The organism is Actinoallomurus spadix (genome assembly GCF_024055725.1).
In the GTDB taxonomy this organism is placed as follows: Bacteria; Actinomycetota; Actinomycetes; order Streptosporangiales; family Streptosporangiaceae; genus Actinoallomurus; species Actinoallomurus spadix.
This window is the reverse complement of the sequence record NZ_JAMXMX010000014.1, coordinates 182,190-199,588: the sequence shown is the minus strand read 5'-3', so window position 1 is coordinate 199,588 and position 17,399 is coordinate 182,190. Positions and strand designations below refer to the sequence as shown.

Below are 17,399 nucleotides of genomic sequence, written 5' to 3'. Positions count from 1 at the left end.
CGATCGGGGTCGCGGCGTTCCTGGCCTCGACCCGCAGCAGCTTCCGGCCCTCAGGAGCGATCGTCATCGTGTCTCATCAATCAAAGGCTCGGGTAGAGAGGGTGCTTGTCCGCCAGCGTGCGGACCCGGGCGGACAGCGCCGCCGAGTCGAACGACGGCTGCAGCGCCAGCGCGATGATGTCGGCGACCTCGGCGAAGTCGTCGGCGCCGAACCCGCGGGTGGCGAGGGCGGGCGTGCCGATCCGCAGCCCGGACGTCACCATGGGCGGCCGCGGGTCGTTGGGCACGGCGTTGCGGTTGACCGTGATGCCGATGTCGTGCAGGCGGTCCTCGGCGTCCCGCCCCGTGATCTCCGAGTCGACCAGGTCGACCAGGACCAGGTGCACGTCGGTGCCGCCGGTCAGCACTTTGATCCCCGCCTTGGCGGCGTCCTCGCGCAGCAGCCGGTCCGCGAGGATCTTGGCGCCCTCGATGGTCCGGGCCTGCCGCTCGGCGAACTCCTCCGACGCGGCGATCTTCAGGGCCACCGCCTTGGCGGCGATGACGTGCTCCAGCGGACCGCCCTGCGTGCCGGGGAACACCGCAGAGTTGATCTTCTTGGCGTACTCCTCGCGGCAGAGGATGAGGCCGCCGCGCGGGCCGCAGAGGGTCTTGTGCGTCGTGGTCGTCACGACGTCGGCGTACGGCACCGGGGAGGGGTGCAGGCCCGCGGCGACCAGGCCCGCGAAGTGGGCCATGTCCACCATCAGCAGCGCGCCGGTCTCGTCGGCGACCTGCCGGAACGCGGCGAAGTCGAGCTGCCGCGGGTACGCGGACCAGCCGGCGATGATCAGCTTCGGCCGGTACTCGTGGGCCAGCCGGGCGACCTCGTCCATGTCCACGAGGCCGTCGGGGCCCACGTGGTAGGCCGCGACGTTGAACATCTTGCCGGAGTAGTTGATCCGCATGCCGTGGGTGAGGTGCCCGCCGTGCGCGAGATCGAGGCCGAGGATCGTGTCGCCCGGCTCCAGCAGCGCGAAGTACACCGCGATGTTCGCCTGCGCGCCCGAGTGCGGCTGCACGTTCGCGTGGTCCGCGCCGAACAGGGCCTTGGCGCGGTCGATCGCCAGCTGCTCGGTGACGTCGACGTACTCGCAACCGCCGTAGTAGCGCCGCCCTGGGTAACCCTCGGCGTACTTGTTCGTCATCACCGAGCCCTGCGCCTGCAGGACGCCGACGGGCGCGAAGTTCTCCGAGGCGATCATCTCCAGGGTCGACTGCTGCCGCCGCAGTTCGTCCGTTATCGCGGCGGCGACGTCCGGGTCGACCTCGGACAGGGGCATGTTCAGCACGTTCATCACGCCTCCTCGATCAGTTTCGAGTAGGCCGGCGCGTCGAGCAGGTCGGCCGGGTCGTCATCCGTGCGCACCCGGAACAGCCACCCCTCGCCGTACGGGTCGGAGTTGATCACGGCCGGGTCCTCCTCGACGGCGGTGTTCACCGCGACGACCTCACCGGTGACGGGCGAGTAGACGTCGCTCACCGACTTGGTCGACTCGGCCTCGCCGCACGGCTCGCCGGCCTCGACGGACGCGCCCTCCTGGGGCAGCGACACGTACACGATGTCACCCAGCGCGTCGGCCGCGTAGGCCGTGATGCCGATGGACACCACGCCGTCCGACGGCTCGGTGACCCACTCGTGCTCCTGGGTGTAGTACAGCGTCTCGGGAACGGTGCTCACGAAGTCCTCCTGTAGAACGGCAGTGCGACCTTGTCGACCGGCTCGTGTTTACCGCGGATGTCCACCGCGAGGTCGGTGTCCTCGGCGTGGCCCGCGTCGATGTAGGCCATGGCGATCGGCCTGCCCAGCGTCGGGGACGGCGCGCCGCTGGTCACCACGCCGCAGGGCGTGCCGTCCGGCGTCACCACGTCGTACCCATGCCGGGGGACACGACGCCCCCGCGCGACGAGACCCACGAGGGCGCGGCCCGGCGGCGTGTCGGCGAGGGCGGCCAGCGCGGCGCGCCCGACGAAGTCGCCGGGCTTGTCGAGCTTGACGGTACGGCCGAGGCCGGCGTCGTACGGCGTGGTCTCGGCGGTCAGCTCGTTGCCGTACAGCGGCATGCCCGCCTCCAGCCGCAGTGTGTCCCGCGCGGACAGCCCGGCGGGCCGCAGGTCGTCACCGCCCGCCTCCGTGACGGCCTGCCAGAGGGCGACGGCGTCACCGGCGCCGACGAACAGCTCGAAGCCGTCCTCGCCGGTGTACCCGGTACGGGCGATCAGCGCGTCGAGGCCGGCGACCTTGCCCGGCAGGATCGCGTAGTACTTCAGGTCGGCGAGCGGGGCGTCGGTGAGCTTCGCCAGGATGGCCTGGGCCTTCGGGCCCTGCACGGCGATGAGCGCGTAGGCGGCGGACCGGTCGTCGACGGTGGCCTTCTCGAACTCCTCCGACCGCTCGGTCAGCTCGGCGCGCACGGTCGCGGCGTTGGCGGCGTTCGCGACGACCATGTAGGTCTCCGAGGCGAGCCGGTACACGATCAGGTCGTCCAGCACGCCCCCGGCCGGGTTGACGATCATGGTGTAGCGCGCCCTGCCGACGGGGAGCACGGACAGGTGCCCGATGAGCGCGTGGTCGAGGGCCGCCCCGGCCTGCGGGCCGGTCACGAAGATCTCTCCCATGTGGGACAGGTCGAACAGGCCCGCGCTCGCGCGGACGGCCTGGTGCTCGGCGGTCTCACTGCCGTACCGCAGTGGCATGAGGTACCCGGCGAACTCGGTGATCATGGCGCCGAGCTCGGCGTGGACCTCGTGGAGTGGTGTTCTCTTGGCGTCCGGCGTGGACATCGGGGCAGGCTCCTATCACGCGGGCGGCCGGGAATCCCATCCTCCCATTGGCACGCGGAATCCGGTGGCGGTGCCCTCCCCCTCTGTCATCGGTGCCTGAGAGCTTCACCCCCTGGTCGGGGGCTTGCACCTTCGGCGGGAGCACGGCTCCGCTTTCCAGAGGTCGCCTGGTCCACGCGGTACGTGTGGCCTGAGAGGTTCCGGGGAGGAGTTGCTCCTTCGGCGTACCTCGCTGGCGGCGAGGTCGCTCTCCCGCGCGGGATCATCGGCATGGCCAGGCTAGCAGGCCGCACCGTGCCGATCGACGGCGCGGGAGTGTCGGGACGGCCCGCACGCGCGGGTTTTCGGCATACGCTTGACCGGTCGAGATCTCGGAGGCCTTCGGCCGGCGTGCGCGGCACGGCGAGCGGAGCGGTCTGACCGCGGTGCCCGGTGGGTGCCCGCGGTGCGACGGGTGAGGAGCGTGTGCGGGCATGAGTGTGCTTTTCGTGGTGGGCATCGTCGTCTTCTTCCTCGGGCTGCTCGCCTCGATCGCCCTGCACGAACTCGGCCACATGTCCTTCGCCAAGCTCTTCGGCGTCCGCGTCCCGCAGTTCATGGTCGGCTTCGGGCCCACCCTGTGGTCGCGGCGCAAGGGTGAGACCGAGTACGGCGTCAAGTGGATCCCCCTCGGCGGCTACATCCGGATGATCGGCATGCTGCCGCCGCGCCGGGGCGACGCGCCGGGCACGGTCCGCCAGGTGTCCACCGGGCCGTGGCAGGGGCTGATCGAGTCGGCGCGCGGCGCCGCGCTGGAGGAGGTCGGGCCGGGCGACGAGGACCGCGTCTTCTACCGCAAGAAGTGGTGGCAGAAGGTCATCATCATGTTCGCCGGGCCGTTCATGAACATCCTGCTGGCGTTCCTGTTCATCAGCGTGGTCGTCATGGGGATCGGCGTCTCGACCGTGCAGCCGGTGATCGCCTCGGTGAGCAAGTGCACGATCCCGGTGGCGCAGGCGGGCCGGGACTGCCGGCCCGGCGACCCGGAGACCCCCGCCGTACGGGCGGGGCTGCGCGCCGGCGACCGGTTCGTCTCCTACGAGGGCCGGCGGATCCACTCGTACGCGGAGCTGCAGAAGCTGATCCGGGGATCCGGCGGGCGTACGGTCCCGGTCGTCGTCCGCCGCGGCGGCCAGGACGTCGCGCTCAGCGTTCCGGTCGTCACGAACCAGATGCCGTCGCTCACCGACCCGGACAAGACCGAGACCGTCGGCTTCCTCGGGATCAGCCCGACGAGCGCGCGGGAGCGGCAGGGGCCGGGCGTGGTCCTCGGCACCATGGGCGACCTGACCACGCACACCTTCGGCTCGCTGATCAATATGCCGAAGAAGATGGTCGGCGTCTGGAACGCCGCCTTCGGCCACCAGAAGCGCGACCCGAACGGCCCGATCGGCGTCGTCGGCGCCAGCCGGATCGGCGGGGAGATCGCCGCGTCGAAGGAGCCGGGGCTGGACAAGCTCGCGTTCTTCCTGATGATGCTCGGCACGGTCAACTTCGCGGTCGGCATGTTCAACCTCGTGCCGTTGCTGCCGCTGGACGGCGGCCACATCGCCGGCGCGCTGTGGGAGGCGGTGAAGAAGGGCATCGCCCGGCTGGCCCGCAGGCCCGACCCCGGCCACGTCGACGTCGCCAAGGCGCTGCCGCTCACGTACGTGATGGCCGCGGTGATCATCACGATGGGCGCTCTGCTGATCTACGCGGACCTGGTCAATCCGGTCCGCCTGAACGGCTGACGGCAGCCGCGGTCGATCCGGTACGCCTGAACGGCTCACGGCCGCCGCGGCTCGCGAGCGGGCAGTGACGCCCGACGTCAAGCGTTATCACAGACCGGAATGGGTCATGATGAGGACGTATGACGTCGGGGGCCAAGGTGGAGGGACTGTTCACCGAGCGCGTCGTCCAGAACGGACGGCTGCCGCTGTTCTGCTTTTTCGTGGCGTTCATCGTCACGTTCGTCGTCGTGCGCATCAACGTGCGGCTGATCCGCGCCAAGGTCCGCTGGTGGTTCAAGAACGTCGAGGTCGGTGACCTCCACATCCACCACGTGGTGTTCGGCGTGGTGCTGATGCTGATCGGCGGGGTGGCCGGGTTCTGCATCCCGGACGCCTACACGGGGTGGTACGCCCTGGCGGCGTCGGTGTTCGGGATGGGGGCCGCGCTCGTCCTCGACGAGTTCGCGCTCATCCTGCACCTGCGCGACGTCTACTGGATGGAGGAGGGACGCGCCTCGGTCGACGCGGTGTTCATCGCCGTCGCGATCACGGGCCTGATGCTGGTCGGCGTCCGCCCGGTCTGGCTCAGCGACGTCCACGACCTGCGCCCGGACTCGACCGTGTCCATCGGGGTCTTCCTCGTCGTCCTCGCCAACGTCCTCGCCAACCTGGCGCTGGCCATCGTCACCCTCTTCAAGGGGAAGATCTGGACCGGGCTGCTCGGGCTGTTCCTGCCGGTCGTGCTCGTCTTCAGCGCGTTCCGGCTGGCTAGGCCGGGCTCGCCGTGGGCCCGGTGGAGGTACCGGCCGGGCACGCGGAAGTTCCGCCGGGCGCTGCGCCGCGAGCAGCGCATCCGCCGCCCGCTGATCCGGGCGAAGATCTGGGTGCAGGAGTTCATCGCGGGCCGCCACGACCTGATCGCCCACGAGCGGACGACGGGCCCCCGTCGCCGCCTCGACCGCCGCGGCCGTCCTTAGCCCTTAGGCAGCCGTGCCTAGAACACCGCGACGGCGCGCACGCTGTCGACTGTGTCGGCTTCGGCGGCGGTCTTGTCCGGCCGGTACCGGAGCACCCGCGCGAAGCGCAGCGCCAGCCCGCCGGGGTAGCGCGGGCTGCGCTGTACGCCGTCGAACGCGATCTCGACGACGAGCTCGGGGCGTACGTAGACGGTGTGGTCGTCGCGGTGCGTCTCCAGCGCGAGCAGGCGCTCGGTCTGCCAGGCGAGCATCTCGTCGGTCAGGCCCTTGAACGTCTTGCCCAGCATCACGAACCCACCGGTCTCCGGGTCGCGGGCTCCGAGGTGCAGGTTGGACAGCGTGCCCCGGCGGCGTCCGTTGCCCCACTCGACGGCCAGGACGACCAGGTCGAGCGTGTGACGGGGCTTCACCTTGATCCACCCCGCGCCGCGCCGGCCGGCGGTGTACGGCGTGTCGAGGGACTTGACCAGCACGCCCTCGTGCCCATGCGCGAGGGCGTCGTCGAAGAACCCGCGGGCCTCGTCGGCGGAGCCGGTGACCACCCGCGGCATGCGCAGGGCCTCGGGCACGACCCGGGCCAGCGCCTTGGTGCGCTCGGCGCCCGGCAGGTCGATCAGGTCCTCGCCGTCGAGGTGCAGCACGTCGAACAGGAACACCGACAGCGGCACGTCCTGCCCGGTGCCCGGGCGCACGCCGTGGCTGGCGGCGCGGGCGGACGTCACCTGGAACGGGTGGGGGCGGCCGTCGTCGCGCAGCGCGATCAGCTCCCCGTCGAGGACGGCCGTGTCGGCGGGCAGCGCGCGGAGCGCGGTGACGATCTCCGGTAGCCGGCCGGTGATGTCGTCGAGGGTGCGGGTGAACAGGCGCACCTCACCCCCGGACAGGTGTGCCTGGATCCGGATGCCGTCGAGCTTCCACTCGACGGCCGCGGGGCTCACCTTGTCCAGCGCCGCCTCGACGGACGGCGCGCTCGCGGCCAGCATCGGCTTGACCGGGCGCCCGACCTCCAGCCCGAACGCGCGCACGCCCTCGCGGCCCTCGGACAGCGCCGCGGTGGCCACCGCGCCGAGCGAACCGCGGAACATCACGGCACGGCGCACCTCGGCCGCCGGCACGCCGGCCGCGGCGGCGATGGCGTCGGCCATCACACCGTCGAGGGCGCCCTGACGGAGCTCGCCGGAGAGCAGCCGGAGGAGGAAACTCTGCTCCGCGGCGGTCGCCCGGGCGAACAATTCCCCCACCAGGCGTCGCCTGGTGGTGACGGAACCCTTACCCGAGACGGCGCCGATCGCGGTGAACGCGGCGTCGACCTCGTCGACGGTGAGGGCCGCCTCCGCCGCCGCGGGAGGCAGGTCGCGCAGGGCCGCCCAGCCGACGCCGATCTGGCGTTGCGGCAGCTCACCGGAGAGGTACGCCACCGCGATCGCCGTCTCCTCCGGCTCGGCGTCGCGCAGGCAGGCGGCGAGCAGCTCGATCTTGGCGCGCCGCCCGGACGTCGCGGCGACGGCCCCTGAGGTCTCGGTGATCTCGCTCAACAGCACATTCCATTCTGACGCCGGCGACCGACAATCGGGTGAGCCCGTCCCGGAGGAGCGGCCGCGCCCTGCGGCCGGAGGAGGCGAGGAGCGGCATGGCGTCACACGTGCCCGGCGCATTCGAGGCTGGTTTGGCGGTGGATCCGCCGGTTACGGTCGCATCAAGCCGACACCCGGGGCCGCCCGGGGATCACGAGTGGGGAGAAGGATTGGGACTGCCGCGGCTGCCGGAACCGTTCCACCGGGTCTACTCGCCTCCGGAGGCGCCGAGGGCGAAGAGCCGCCGGCGTCGTACGCCGGGCGTCGTCGCCGCCGCGTGCGTCGTGGCGGCGCTGAGCCTCGCCGCGGCGGCCGTCCTCGTGTTCGGCCGCGGGGGAGCCCGGCAGCCGGCGGCACCGGCGCGGTCCCGCCCCGCTCCCACCGGCTCGCGGGCGGCCGACGCGCCGCCGAGCGCCGCGCGGCCGCCCGTGTTCGCCGGGCTGCCGCAGGCATGCTCGATTCTGCCCGCCGACACGGTACGGCGGCTGGTGCCGACGAGCAGCCCGAAGATCGACAGGATGGGCGCGGAGACGGCGGGTGTCTGCAAGTACTCGATGACCGAGGGGAGCCGCTACCGCGCCGTCCAGGTGGACGCGCGGGCGTTCCTGCCGAAGTACATGCACGACCAGGCCACGGGCATGACCGTCTGGTCGTACGAGGCGCAGTGGCGGCAGGCGGAGAAGGACCGGACGGCCGACACGAGCGCGCTGCGCCGGATCGGTGGTCTCGGCGACGCGGCGTTCGAGCGGTACTGGATCGACCGGGACGTCAAGATCGCGGTCGGGGAGGCCGACGTGCGCTACCGCAACGTCATCCTGCGCGTGCAGTACACCGAGGAGCAGCCGGCCGCCGGGGACCGGGCCGCGAGCGAGCAGCGCAGCCTGGCCAACGCGGTCGCGGCCGCCCGCGCGGCGCTCACGTTACTGCGGTGATCTGCGGATATTAGGGTGATTCGCCGGTACTTAATAAGAACTCCTGCGGCGGCCACGGCGGGCCGGTGGGCGATTACCGGGGCGGATTTATTCTCGCTTCCCGGCGAAGTGTTACAACTCGGGAATCCTGCTATGAGGGTCGCGGTGTTGTTCGAGGTCGGCGCGGGTGTCGGCCGTACGGTCGCGGCGGCCGGCCCGCTCGCCTGATGTGCCGAGAAACTCGCGTAATGGGGACAATGTCGAGCGGTGTGACACTCATTGAGAATGGCGGCGCGGTGGATGTCACTAAGTGTCCGTTCCGCACCGTAATCATTTCCTCAAGAGCATAGAGAATTAGATCGCGGTGTCGGGGATGGGGGAATGAGGGGAGCGGTGGCGATGCCGGCAGCCAGGGAGCGGTCCAGGCTGCCGCTGACATCAAGGGGGTACTCATGAGGGTCCGTAACCTGACCCTGACAACCGCTTCAGCGGCCGCACTGACGATCGGGCTGACTTCACCCGCTCTGGCGGCGGCCTTCCAGAGTGACGAGACCGCGGGACTGCACCACCGGGCGCAGCACGTCGCCGTCTACCCGGCGGCGCACCAGGCACTGAGCGCGCACGCCCCGGGCCTGGCCCGCGGGGGCGATGACGACGACGGCGACGGTGACGGCGACGACGACGGTCTCGACCCGTGCGTTGCCGGCGGCTGCTTTGGGGGCGGTAATAACAACGGCGGCGGCATCGCGCCCTGGGCGGCCTTCGGTGACGACGACGGCTGCGGTGACGGCGGCTGCGGTGGCGGCGGCGGTAACGGCGTCGCCGGTGGAAGTGTCATAGGCGGTGCCCCGGGTGGAGGCTACGGGCACAGCCGGGAGACCGTGAAGAAGGTGCATGGCCGGGTCATGGGCATGCCCGGCCGTCCGGCCGGTGTCGGCATGGTCCCGTCCGGGCCCGTACGGACCGGCTTCGGTGGCGCCCAGGGATCGAGCGTGCCGGCGGGCCTCGCCGGGCTCACCCTGATGCTGGGCGGCACGACGCTCCTCGCTCGCCGGCGGATCCGGACCGGTGCCCGCTCGTAGTCGATCAGCACGAGCACACGGCGGCCGTCTCCGCGGCGGGGCGGCCGCCGGGTTGATCGCGGCCGGTGCGGCGGTCCTGTGGTTCGGTTCATGCCACGACCAGGGACCACCACGGCCGGATCCACACGCGGCCCGGCCCGGTGCGGCGGCCGCCCCCTCGGCGGGGGCGGCCCTCGCCGCCTCCGTCCCGGTGCGGGTCGACGTCCCGCGCGTCGGTATCCACTCGCGCCTGCTCCGCCTCGGCCTCGAACACGACGGTTCGCTCGCGGTGCCGCCGTTGTCCCGGGCCCAGCTGGCCGGGTGGTACGACCGGAGCCCCACACCGGGGGAACGCGGTCCGGCGGTGCTCGTCGGCCACGTCGACACGAAGAAGGGCCCGGCCGTGTTCTACGGGCTCGCCCGGCTGCGTCCCGGCGACAAGATCGACGTCACCCGCGCGGACGGCACGGTCGCGATGTTCGCCGTCGACTCGGTCGAGCGGGTGCCGAAGAAGCACTTCCCGACCGAGCGCGTCTACGGCCCCCTGAGGTTCGCCGGACTCAGGATGATCACCTGTGGAGGTGACTTCGACGGCCACAGCTACAAGGACAACACGATCGTCTTCGCCCACCTGACCGGCCGCCGTGGCACCCGGCCGAAGGCGGGCGGGTCTCCCGGAGCCGCCGGCGGCACCGGCCCGGTATCGCGAAGCCCGTGACGTACGCCCGCGAACGGAGGATGCTTGGCGTAGTGAGACCGGGTCGCCACCAATCGGGAGGTCGGTGGATGCGAATTTCGGAGATCCTCCGCGCCAAGGGCGCTGACGTCGCGACGATCGCCCCGGACGCGAGCGTGCGGCGGCTCCTGCGACTGCTCGCGGAGCGCAACATCGGTGCCGTCGTCGTGTCCGCGGACGGCTCGGCGATCGAGGGCATCGTCTCGGAGCGCGACATCGTCCGGCGGCTGGACGAGGAGGGCGCGGCCCTGCTGGACGCGCCGGTGTCGGAGATCATGACGACGCCCGTCCGCACCTGCGGGCCCGGTGACGCCGTCGACGGGCTCCGTGTCACGATGACGGAGCACCGCATCCGTCACCTCCCGGTCGTCCGCGACGGGCGTCTGGTGGGGATCGTCAGCATCGGCGACCTGGTCAAAAGCACGATCGCCGAGCTCGAGACCGAGCGCGAGCAGCTCGTCGACTACATCAAGCGCTGAGACGGCTCCGGCCTCGCCGCCGGGGCGCCGCCCGTGTCACCGGCCGGGGCGCCGCCTGCGCCGGTCGGAAGGTCGCCTGCCTGGGTCGCCGGTCGGCGTGCCGCCCGGGTCGTCGGGCGGGGGCGTCGCCTGCGTCGCCGGCCGGGAACGGGCACGATGAACGACGTGAACGTTCAGCCTCTGACCCTGCATGCCATGGACGGCGTCCGGATCGACGCCGGGCACCGCCCCGGACCCGACGACGGCCTGTGCCTGGTCCTCGCGCACGGGTTCACCGGCGCGTGGCGGCAGCCGACGACGCGGCGGATCGCCACGGTGCTCGGCGAGGTCGGCGGCGTCATCGCGATCGACTTCCGCGGCCACGGGCGGTCCGGCGGCCGGTCCACGGTCGGTGACCGGGAGATCCTCGACGTCGACGCGGCCGTCCGGCACGCCCGCCACCTCGGGTACCGGCGGGTCGGGCTCGTCGGCTTCTCGATGGGCGGGGCCGTCGTCGTCCGGCACGCGGCCCTGCGCGGCGGCGTCGACGCGGTCGCCGCGGTCAGCGCCCCGGCCCGCTGGTACTACCGCGACACCAAGCCGATGCGCCGCGTGCACTGGGCGATCGAGCGCCGGTCCGGCCGCCTGGCGGCCCGCCTCGTGAAGAGGACGCGGATCGCCGGCGGCAGCTGGGCGACGGTGCCCTCCGCGCCGCATGAGGTCGTGGGACGGATCGCGCCGACACCGCTGCTCATCGTGCACGGCGACCGGGACCCCTTCCTGCCGGTCGAGCACGCCGAGCAGCTTTACGCCGCGGCCCGCGACCCGCGCGAGCTGTGGATCGAGGCCGGGTACGGGCACGCTGAGAGCGCCGCGACCCCCGCGCTGATTCGGCGGATCGGACAATGGGTCGCATCTCAGGCGGCCCCCGTGCATTAGGGTGCGCACGTGCGGGTGGTGGTGACGGGGGCGGCCGGGTTCATCGGCGGCCATGTGGCGGAGGCGTTCGCGGCGGCGGGCCATGAGGTGCTCGCCGTCGACGCGCTGCACCGCTCCGCCGCGCCGGAGGCCGCGCGGGTCACCTGGGCGGCGCTCGCCGACCGGCCCGGGATCACCCTCGTCGAGACCGACCTGGCCGCCGACGACCTGACCAAGCTCGCCGACGCGGACGTGGTCGTCCACCTGGCCGGCCGGCCCGGAGTGCGCAGTTCCTTCGGCGCCGGCGAGGCGGCCACCGAGCGCGACAACGTCACCGCCACACGGCGGCTGCTCGCCGCCTGCCTGGGCCCGGCGCCCGCCCGGCGCCCGCGCGTGGTCGTCGCGTCGAGCTCCTCGGTGTACGGCTCGGCCGGGGACCGCCCGCACCATGAGGACGACCCGCCGCGTCCCGCGAGCCCGTACGCGCGGAGCAAGGTCGCCGCCGAGCGCCTCGCCGCCCGGGCGGTGGAGGAGGGCCTGACGGCGGTGACGCTGCGCTACTTCTCGGTGTACGGCCCGCGCCAGCGCCCCGACATGGCCTTCCACCGGTTCGTCGAGGCGGCCCGGCACGATCGGCCGCTGCCGGTCTTCGGGGACGGCCGCCAGTCGCGCGCCTTCACGCACGTCGCCGACGTCACGGCCGCGACGCTGGCCGCGGCCGGCGCCGGCCTGCCGCCGGGGACGGTGCTGAACGTCGGTCATCCCGAGCCCGTCACCGTGCGGGACGCCATCGACCTGCTCGCCGGCCTGCTGGGCGTGCGGCCCCGGGTGCGCGAGTACGCCCCCGCGGCCGGCGACGCGGCCCGTACGTGGGCGGACACGGCGCGGGCCGAGCGTCTCCTCGGCTGGTCGGCCCGGATCGGGCCGGCCGAGGGCCTGGCCGACCAGGTCCGGTGGCACCGCGAGCGCATGGAACGGGCGGGATGACCTCCGGGGCCCCGGCGGCCGTGCGCGCCGCCTACTTCGCCTTCGACCGGTTCCCGTCGAGCAAGGGGTCGGCCGTGCACATCGGGCACATGGCGGCCGAGCTGTTCGCCCGTTTCGACGGCGGCCTGCTCGGCGTGCTCGGCGGCGGGCCGCTGCCGCGCTACCAGCGGGAGGCAGGCGGCATCGAGATCGCCCGCTTCGGCGAGCAGATCCCGAACCTCCTCGACCGCGCCGAGGCGTACTCCCGGTGGGTCGCCGCGCACGTCGAGCCGCACCGCGACACCCTGCGGATCTGCCACGTGCGCGATCCGTGGGGCGCGCTGCCGGTGGTCACCCTCCCCGGCCGGCGCCACCGCGTCGTGTACGAGGTGAACGGCCTGCCGTCCGTCGAGCTCGCGCACACCCGCCCGTCGGTGACCCCCGCCACGCTGGCGAAGATCGCGGACCTGGAGCGGGTCTGCCTGGAGGGCGCCGACGCGGTCGTGGTGCCCTCGTGGGTCATCGCGGGTGCGCTGGCCCGCCGCGGCGTGCCCGAAACGAAGATCCACCTCGTGCCGAACGGCGCCGACGTGCCCGCCGCCGCGCCCCGCCCGGACGGCGCGCCGGACCGCTACCTCGTCTACGTCGGGGCGCTGCAGCCGTGGCAGGGCGTCGACGTGCTGCTGCGGGCGTTCGCCCGGCTCGCGGACCTGCCCGACCTGCGGCTCGTCATCTGCTCGTCCGTGCCGGAACGCCGGGCCCGCCCGCTGCGGCGGCTCGCCGAGCGCGTCGGCGTCGCGGACCGTCTGCTCTGGCGGTTCACGCTTCCGCACCCGGAGGTGGCGGGCTGGCTGGCGAACGCCGCGATCTCGGTCGCGCCGCTGACCGCCTGCGCGCGCAACCTCGATCAGGGCTGCGCGCCGCTGAAGATCCTGGAGTCGATGGCCGCGGGGGTCCCGGTGGTCGCCTCCGACCTGCCCGTCGTACGGGAGATCATGACCGATCGGGAGCACGGCCGGCTGGTGGCCCCGGACCGTCCCGCCGAGCTGGCCCGCGTCCTGCGCGTCCTGTTGGAGTATCCGGAGGCCGCCCGCGCGATGGGCGAGCGCGGCCGGCGGCGGATCGAGGAGGGCCTCACCTGGTCGGCGGCCCGTGCCCGGCTGTCGGAGGTGTACGACCTCCTGACGCCTCCTGTCGTGCGCCGCTGACCCGGACCGTAGAGGTCAGAGGTGCCGTTTGAGGCTTATCCCGGGCGATATCCGGTTGATATCGTCCGGCCATGTTCTGGCGGAAGACACGGGCGGCGATCGAGCGGTTCCACCCGGTGCACCAAGGGCTCATCTGGCAGCGCACCGCGTCCGTCACGCTCCCGCCGGCGGAGTGGGACGCCGTGGTGGCCAGCCTCGCCCGGCACGCGGAGACGGTGAAACGGCGCAAGTGGCGCCTGCCGGACCGGACGGTGGCCGTGCTGGTCCCGCTGATCCGGGTGCTGTGCGAGGACGTCGCGCCGAAGGGCGCCATCGGCATCACCGCCGACCTGCGCGGCCCCAAAGTGCCCGAGAAGACCGGGCCGAGCCGGAAATTCCCAGGGCGTGGGCGGGTGCGCAACATCACCGAGTGGTTCGCGCACGACCCCTGGCTCGCGGTGCGGGCCGAGCTGCGGGACGGCAGCGTCCTCGAGCTGACCGTCACCGACCGGGTCCGCTACCGGAGGATCCACAAGGTCAACCCCCGCGGCAAGCACAAGGTCAAGACCAAGAGCAAGGCCGTCCAGCGGATCACCGCCCGGCGCACCCTGCAGCCCGGCCAGGAGGTACGACGGCCGGGCAGCCCGCCGCCGCGGTCCGTCGGGGTGCGGATCAAGTCCGCCAAACGGACGGTGATCAGCGCGACGGCGAAGCTCGGCCCGGCGCCCGCCGAGCAGGACCAGCTGCAGTGGATCCTGGCGGTGGCGACCGAACCGTTCCGGTGGACGCCGCCCGCGGCGACCGTGAGGAGAACCGCGTGAACCCCTGTGCCGTCACGACCGGCTTCTTCGTGCTCGGCCGGTGCGGCCGGCCGTCGGTCACCGTGTGCCGCTGCGGCCGATCCGTCTGCGCCCGGCACGTCGACCCCCAGGGCCAGTGCCCCGAGTGCGCCGCCGCCCAGGCCTACGCGGACCCCTTCCACCCCGGGTGGGCGCGCGGCTACCGCCGCCGCTACTACGAGCAGAGCTCCGGCATGTACAACGACGCGGTCTGGTACTCGCGGTTCGACTCCTACGACCGGGGCCAGTTCGACGCGGGCGACGGCTTCGACGTGGGCGGCTACGACGGCGACGGCTTCGACGGCGACGACGGGAACGACTGGGTCGACAGTTGATGCGCGTCCTGTGGATCACCGAGCACTACCCGCCGAGCCGTGGTGGGATGGCGGAGTCGTGTGACCGCATCGTCCGCGGCCTGCGCGCGGCGGGCGCCGAGATCGACGTCGCGCACCTGAGCCACCGGCCGCGGCCCTGGCGGGTGGACCGCGAGGCCGGCGGCCGGCTGCTCGTCGTCCCGCTGGAGGACAACCCCGAGCACGCGCTGCGCCGCCTGTGGACGGAGCTGGCCGGCGAGGACTACACCCACGTCGTCGCCTTCGGCGGGACGTACGCCCTGCTCGGCGCGCCGGTGCTGGCGGCCTGGCTGGGCGCGCCGCTGGTCACGCTGCTGCGCGGCAACGACTTCGACACCGGCGTCTTCTCGCTGCGCCGCCGCGAGGCGCTGCTGACGGCGCTGCGCGCCTCCGCCCGCGTCTGCGTCGTCGCCCGGTCGCACGGCCCGCTGGTGTCCGCGCTCGTCCCCGGCACCGCCGTGACCTGGGTGGCCAACAGCATCGACACGGCCGACTGGGAGGTCCTGCCCTCCGAGCGGGCCCGGGCGCGCGAGTGGCGGGCGGCGCACGTCCAGCCCGGCCGGCGGGTGCTCGGCCTCGTCGGGCAGCTGAAGAACAAGAAGGGCGTCGGCTTCCTGCTCGACGCGCTGGCCGCCTCCGGGCACGCGCAGGCGTTCCACCTGCTCCTCGTCGGCGAGGTCGAGGACGGGATGGAGGAGCGGCTGGCCGGCCTGCCGCATACCCGGATGCCGTTCCTGGACCGGTACGAACTGCCGGGCGTGTACGCGTCCTGCGATCTGGTCGCCCTGCCCTCGTTCTATGACGGGCTGCCGAACGTCTCGCTGGAGGCCGCCGCGCTCGGGCTGCCGCTGCTCGCCTCCGACGCCGGGGGCCTGGCGGACCTGGCCGACGAGGAGATCGGCTTCACGTTCCGCGCGGGAGACCCGCACGGCTGCCGCGCCGCCGTCGACCGCGCCGCGCGGGCGACGGACGAGGAACTGGCCAAGCGGGGCGCGGCGGCAGGTGAACGCGTGCGCCGGAACTTCACCCCGGAGGCCGAGACGGCCGGCTACCTGGCCGTGCTGACCGAGACCGCGAAGGGAACGGCGTGAACCGTACGGCCCGGGGCCCGGCGGCCCTGACGGCGGCGGTCCTGTTGTGCCGCGAGGTGCCGCCGGACCTGCGGGCCGTCCTGGCCACCGCGCCGGCGAGCCTGAGTTGATCGTCTGCTATGCGCAGGGCGGGGGACTCGGCCACCTCACCCGCATCCGCGCCTACCTGCACACGCGCGGGCCGGCCGGCGGGCCGGTGGCGATCCTGACCGGTTCACCGTTCGCGGGTGACCCGAGGGTCGTGGCCGGCCACCGGGTGCTGTCCGCGCCTGCAGGGCTGGACCGGGACGGGCTGACGCACTGGATCGGCGGGACCCTGGCCAGGCTACGGCCGCGTGAGTTCGTCGTCGACGCGTTCCCCGCCGGGCTGTCCGGCGAGCTGAGCGCCGCCGCCGTCCCGGCGGGCACCCGTGTCGTCCACCTCTCCCGCCTGCTGCGCTGGGACGCCTACCTGCCGCTGCTCGCCGCCGACTCCCTCCGGTTCGCCGAGACCCTGCTCGTCGAGCCGGTCGGCGGCGCGCATCGCGCGTACCTGGACTCCGTGTCGTCCGCGGTCGTACCGCTGACGCTGGCCGACCCGCCGGAGCCGGCGCCCGCCGTCCCCGTCGCGCCCGGCGGCTGGCTGATCGTGCACTCCGGACCGGCCGCCGAGGTGGCGGAACTCGTCGCGTACGCGCTGGACGTCGCGGCGATCGAGGGCGCGCGCCCGGAGTTCACCCTGCTGTCGCCGAGCCGCCCGGACGTCCTGCCGCCGGGGATCGCGCACCACGACGTGTACCCGGCCTGGCCGCTGTTCGCCGGCGCGGAGCGGATCGTCACCGCCGCGGGCTGCAACGCGGTCCGCCAGCTCGCCCGGTGGCCGGAGCGGCACCGGATGCTGCCCTTCCCGCGCCGCTTCGACGACCAGTACGCCCGAGCCGCCCGCGCCCGCGCCGCGACCGGCGCCTGACCCCGCGGCACCTCGCGTCCCGTGCCGCCGGTCCGCGCGGCTCAGCCGCTGAAGGCGATGTGCGCGCCGGAGATGTGCAGCGCGACGCCCTTCGCGGTGACCGACAGGCTCTCGAACGTCAGGCCGAGCGGCAGCCCGCCGACCGGCACCGTGAAGTCGAGGTCCTCGTCCAGGTCGGACAGGGAGAACCCCTCGGCCGACAGCGGGCGGACCCGGATCCGGTCCCGGCCGACCTTGGTCACCTGCCAGACCACCGTGCCGGACCCGATGCCGAAGTCGACGTCCCCCTTCACCTTGTCCGGGCCCGCCGCCGTGAACCGCACGCCGGGCTGGTCGGAGGCCTTGGCCAGGTCGCCGAACCCGATCGTCGCGGTGCCGTCCACCCGGCCGAGGGTGCCCTTGCGGAACCCGGAGTCGACGCGCACGTCGCGTACGTCCCCTTCGATGAGGCTGATCGTGACCGGTCCCTGCCGCACGTTCCGGGCGGTCATGTGGGCGTGGGGGAAATGGCGGTTCAGGACCTGGGTCAGGAAGGGGAAGCCGTCGATCGTGACGTGAGGCCGGGCGCTGAAGCCCTGCTTCCGGATCTCACCGGCGATGCGGTTCTCGGCGTACGCGGCGGCGAGCCGGTCGGCGGCGACGAGGAGGCCCAGCAGCACGAGGAGGACGACCAGCACGATGATCAGTGGCCGCCTGCGGCGCCGTTTCGGCGGCGGGCCGCCCGGGCGGCGCGGCGGGAGGCCGTCCGGGCGGGTCCATTCGCTCTCGTGCGCGCTCATTAGACGAGGGTGAGGGTCGTCATGAG

General features: G+C 73.1%; 18 protein-coding genes and 2 riboswitches. Of the genes, 13 read left to right on the top strand and 5 right to left on the bottom strand.

What is annotated here, in order from left to right; all coding sequences use genetic code 11:
• Positions 1–80: 80 nt before the first annotated feature.
• The 3 genes from NE235_RS22285 to gcvT are packed head-to-tail and all read right to left on the bottom strand — an operon-like array spanning position 81 to position 2,823.
• Positions 81–1,337, bottom strand: coding sequence for a serine hydroxymethyltransferase (locus tag NE235_RS22285; RefSeq protein WP_252806041.1), 1,257 nt, complete (start codon positions 1,335–1,337; stop codon positions 81–83).
• A complete protein-coding gene (gene gcvH, locus NE235_RS22280; protein ID WP_252806039.1) occupies positions 1,337–1,720 on the bottom strand; it encodes a glycine cleavage system protein GcvH in 384 nt (127 codons plus the stop codon). Before gcvH ends, NE235_RS22285 begins: the two co-directional genes overlap by 1 nt.
• Complete coding sequence (gene gcvT, locus NE235_RS22275) at positions 1,717–2,823, bottom strand: glycine cleavage system aminomethyltransferase GcvT (RefSeq protein ID WP_252806037.1); 1,107 nt, start codon at positions 2,821–2,823, stop codon at positions 1,717–1,719. Before gcvT ends, gcvH begins: the two co-directional genes overlap by 4 nt.
• A 73-nt stretch (positions 2,824–2,896) precedes the next feature.
• A riboswitch (glycine riboswitch) is annotated at positions 2,897–2,989 on the bottom strand.
• Between the two features lies 1 nt (position 2,990).
• A riboswitch (glycine riboswitch) is annotated at positions 2,991–3,088 on the bottom strand.
• A gap of 208 nt (positions 3,089–3,296) precedes the next feature.
• Here gcvT and NE235_RS22270 point away from each other — a divergent pair.
• Complete coding sequence (locus NE235_RS22270; protein ID WP_252806035.1) at positions 3,297–4,595, top strand: M50 family metallopeptidase; 1,299 nt, start codon at positions 3,297–3,299, stop codon at positions 4,593–4,595.
• A 119-nt stretch (positions 4,596–4,714) separates the two neighbouring features.
• Positions 4,715–5,551: a hypothetical protein gene (locus NE235_RS22265; RefSeq protein ID WP_252806034.1), complete on the top strand. Its 837-nt coding sequence runs from the start codon at positions 4,715–4,717 to the stop codon at positions 5,549–5,551.
• Positions 5,552–5,568: 17 nt separating this feature from the next.
• Here the strand turns inward: NE235_RS22265 and NE235_RS22260 are convergent, their stop codons facing one another.
• On the bottom strand, positions 5,569–7,092 hold the full coding sequence (locus tag NE235_RS22260) for an ATP-dependent DNA ligase (RefSeq protein ID WP_252806032.1): 1,524 nt from the start codon (positions 7,090–7,092) through the stop codon (positions 5,569–5,571).
• Between the two features lie 203 nt (positions 7,093–7,295).
• On the opposite strand from NE235_RS22260, the gene NE235_RS22255 reads away from it, so the two are divergent.
• The 11 genes from NE235_RS22255 to NE235_RS22205 all read left to right on the top strand — a co-directional run bounded on the left by NE235_RS22255 (position 7,296) and on the right by NE235_RS22205 (position 16,594).
• Positions 7,296–8,057 (top strand): hypothetical protein, encoded by a 762-nt coding sequence (locus NE235_RS22255; protein ID WP_252806029.1) that lies wholly within the window; start codon positions 7,296–7,298, stop codon positions 8,055–8,057.
• A gap of 431 nt (positions 8,058–8,488) precedes the next feature.
• A complete protein-coding gene (locus NE235_RS22250) occupies positions 8,489–9,118 on the top strand; it encodes a hypothetical protein (protein ID WP_252806047.1) in 630 nt (209 codons plus the stop codon).
• Positions 9,105–9,815, top strand: coding sequence for a class F sortase (locus NE235_RS22245; protein ID WP_252806027.1), 711 nt, complete (start codon positions 9,105–9,107; stop codon positions 9,813–9,815). The genes NE235_RS22250 and NE235_RS22245 overlap by 14 nt, the downstream gene beginning before the upstream one ends.
• A 68-nt stretch (positions 9,816–9,883) precedes the next feature.
• Positions 9,884–10,312, top strand: coding sequence for a CBS domain-containing protein (locus tag NE235_RS22240; protein WP_252806025.1), 429 nt, complete (start codon positions 9,884–9,886; stop codon positions 10,310–10,312).
• A 156-nt stretch (positions 10,313–10,468) separates the two neighbouring features.
• Positions 10,469–11,230 carry an alpha/beta hydrolase gene (locus tag NE235_RS22235; RefSeq protein ID WP_252806023.1) on the top strand — a complete coding sequence of 254 codons (762 nt, stop codon included), beginning with the start codon at positions 10,469–10,471 and terminating at the stop codon, positions 11,228–11,230.
• 9 nt (positions 11,231–11,239) lie between these two features.
• Positions 11,240–12,196, top strand: a complete 957-nt coding sequence (locus tag NE235_RS22230) for an NAD-dependent epimerase/dehydratase family protein (protein ID WP_252806021.1) — start codon at positions 11,240–11,242, stop codon at positions 12,194–12,196.
• Positions 12,193–13,383: a glycosyltransferase gene (locus NE235_RS22225; RefSeq protein WP_252806019.1), complete on the top strand. Its 1,191-nt coding sequence runs from the start codon at positions 12,193–12,195 to the stop codon at positions 13,381–13,383. Before NE235_RS22230 ends, NE235_RS22225 begins: the two co-directional genes overlap by 4 nt.
• Positions 13,384–13,454: 71 nt before the next feature.
• Entirely contained in the window at positions 13,455–14,183 is a 729-nt protein-coding gene (locus NE235_RS22220; RefSeq protein WP_252806017.1) for a hypothetical protein, read from the top strand.
• Entirely contained in the window at positions 14,180–14,536 is a 357-nt protein-coding gene (locus NE235_RS22215) for a hypothetical protein (RefSeq protein WP_252806015.1), read from the top strand. Before NE235_RS22220 ends, NE235_RS22215 begins: the two co-directional genes overlap by 4 nt.
• Positions 14,536–15,645 (top strand): glycosyltransferase family 4 protein, encoded by a 1,110-nt coding sequence (locus NE235_RS22210; RefSeq protein ID WP_252806013.1) that lies wholly within the window; start codon positions 14,536–14,538, stop codon positions 15,643–15,645. Before NE235_RS22215 ends, NE235_RS22210 begins: the two co-directional genes overlap by 1 nt.
• A 106-nt stretch (positions 15,646–15,751) precedes the next feature.
• Positions 15,752–16,594 (top strand): hypothetical protein, encoded by an 843-nt coding sequence (locus tag NE235_RS22205; RefSeq protein WP_252806010.1) that lies wholly within the window; start codon positions 15,752–15,754, stop codon positions 16,592–16,594.
• Positions 16,595–16,635: 41 nt separating this feature from the next.
• Here NE235_RS22205 and NE235_RS22200 read toward each other — a convergent pair whose 3' ends face one another.
• Positions 16,636–17,373, bottom strand: a complete 738-nt coding sequence (locus NE235_RS22200; RefSeq protein WP_252806009.1) for an LmeA family phospholipid-binding protein — start codon at positions 17,371–17,373, stop codon at positions 16,636–16,638.
• Between the last annotated feature and the right edge of the window lie 26 nt (positions 17,374–17,399).

Coding starts and splice junctions, on each gene's coding strand:
- NE235_RS22240 (WP_252806025.1), top strand. CDS start 9,884: ATGCGAATTTCGGAGATCCTCCGCGCCAAGGGCGCTGACGTCGCGACG.
- NE235_RS22270 (WP_252806035.1), top strand. CDS start 3,297: ATGAGTGTGCTTTTCGTGGTGGGCATCGTCGTCTTCTTCCTCGGGCTG.
- NE235_RS22250 (WP_252806047.1), top strand. CDS start 8,489: ATGAGGGTCCGTAACCTGACCCTGACAACCGCTTCAGCGGCCGCACTG.
- gcvT (WP_252806037.1), bottom strand. CDS start 2,823: ATGTCCACGCCGGACGCCAAGAGAACACCACTCCACGAGGTCCACGCC.
- NE235_RS22210 (WP_252806013.1), top strand. CDS start 14,536: ATGCGCGTCCTGTGGATCACCGAGCACTACCCGCCGAGCCGTGGTGGG.
- NE235_RS22220 (WP_252806017.1), top strand. CDS start 13,455: ATGTTCTGGCGGAAGACACGGGCGGCGATCGAGCGGTTCCACCCGGTG.
- NE235_RS22265 (WP_252806034.1), top strand. CDS start 4,715: ATGACGTCGGGGGCCAAGGTGGAGGGACTGTTCACCGAGCGCGTCGTC.
- NE235_RS22235 (WP_252806023.1), top strand. CDS start 10,469: ATGAACGACGTGAACGTTCAGCCTCTGACCCTGCATGCCATGGACGGC.
- NE235_RS22200 (WP_252806009.1), bottom strand. CDS start 17,373: ATGAGCGCGCACGAGAGCGAATGGACCCGCCCGGACGGCCTCCCGCCG.
- NE235_RS22285 (WP_252806041.1), bottom strand. CDS start 1,337: ATGAACGTGCTGAACATGCCCCTGTCCGAGGTCGACCCGGACGTCGCC.
- NE235_RS22225 (WP_252806019.1), top strand. CDS start 12,193: ATGACCTCCGGGGCCCCGGCGGCCGTGCGCGCCGCCTACTTCGCCTTC.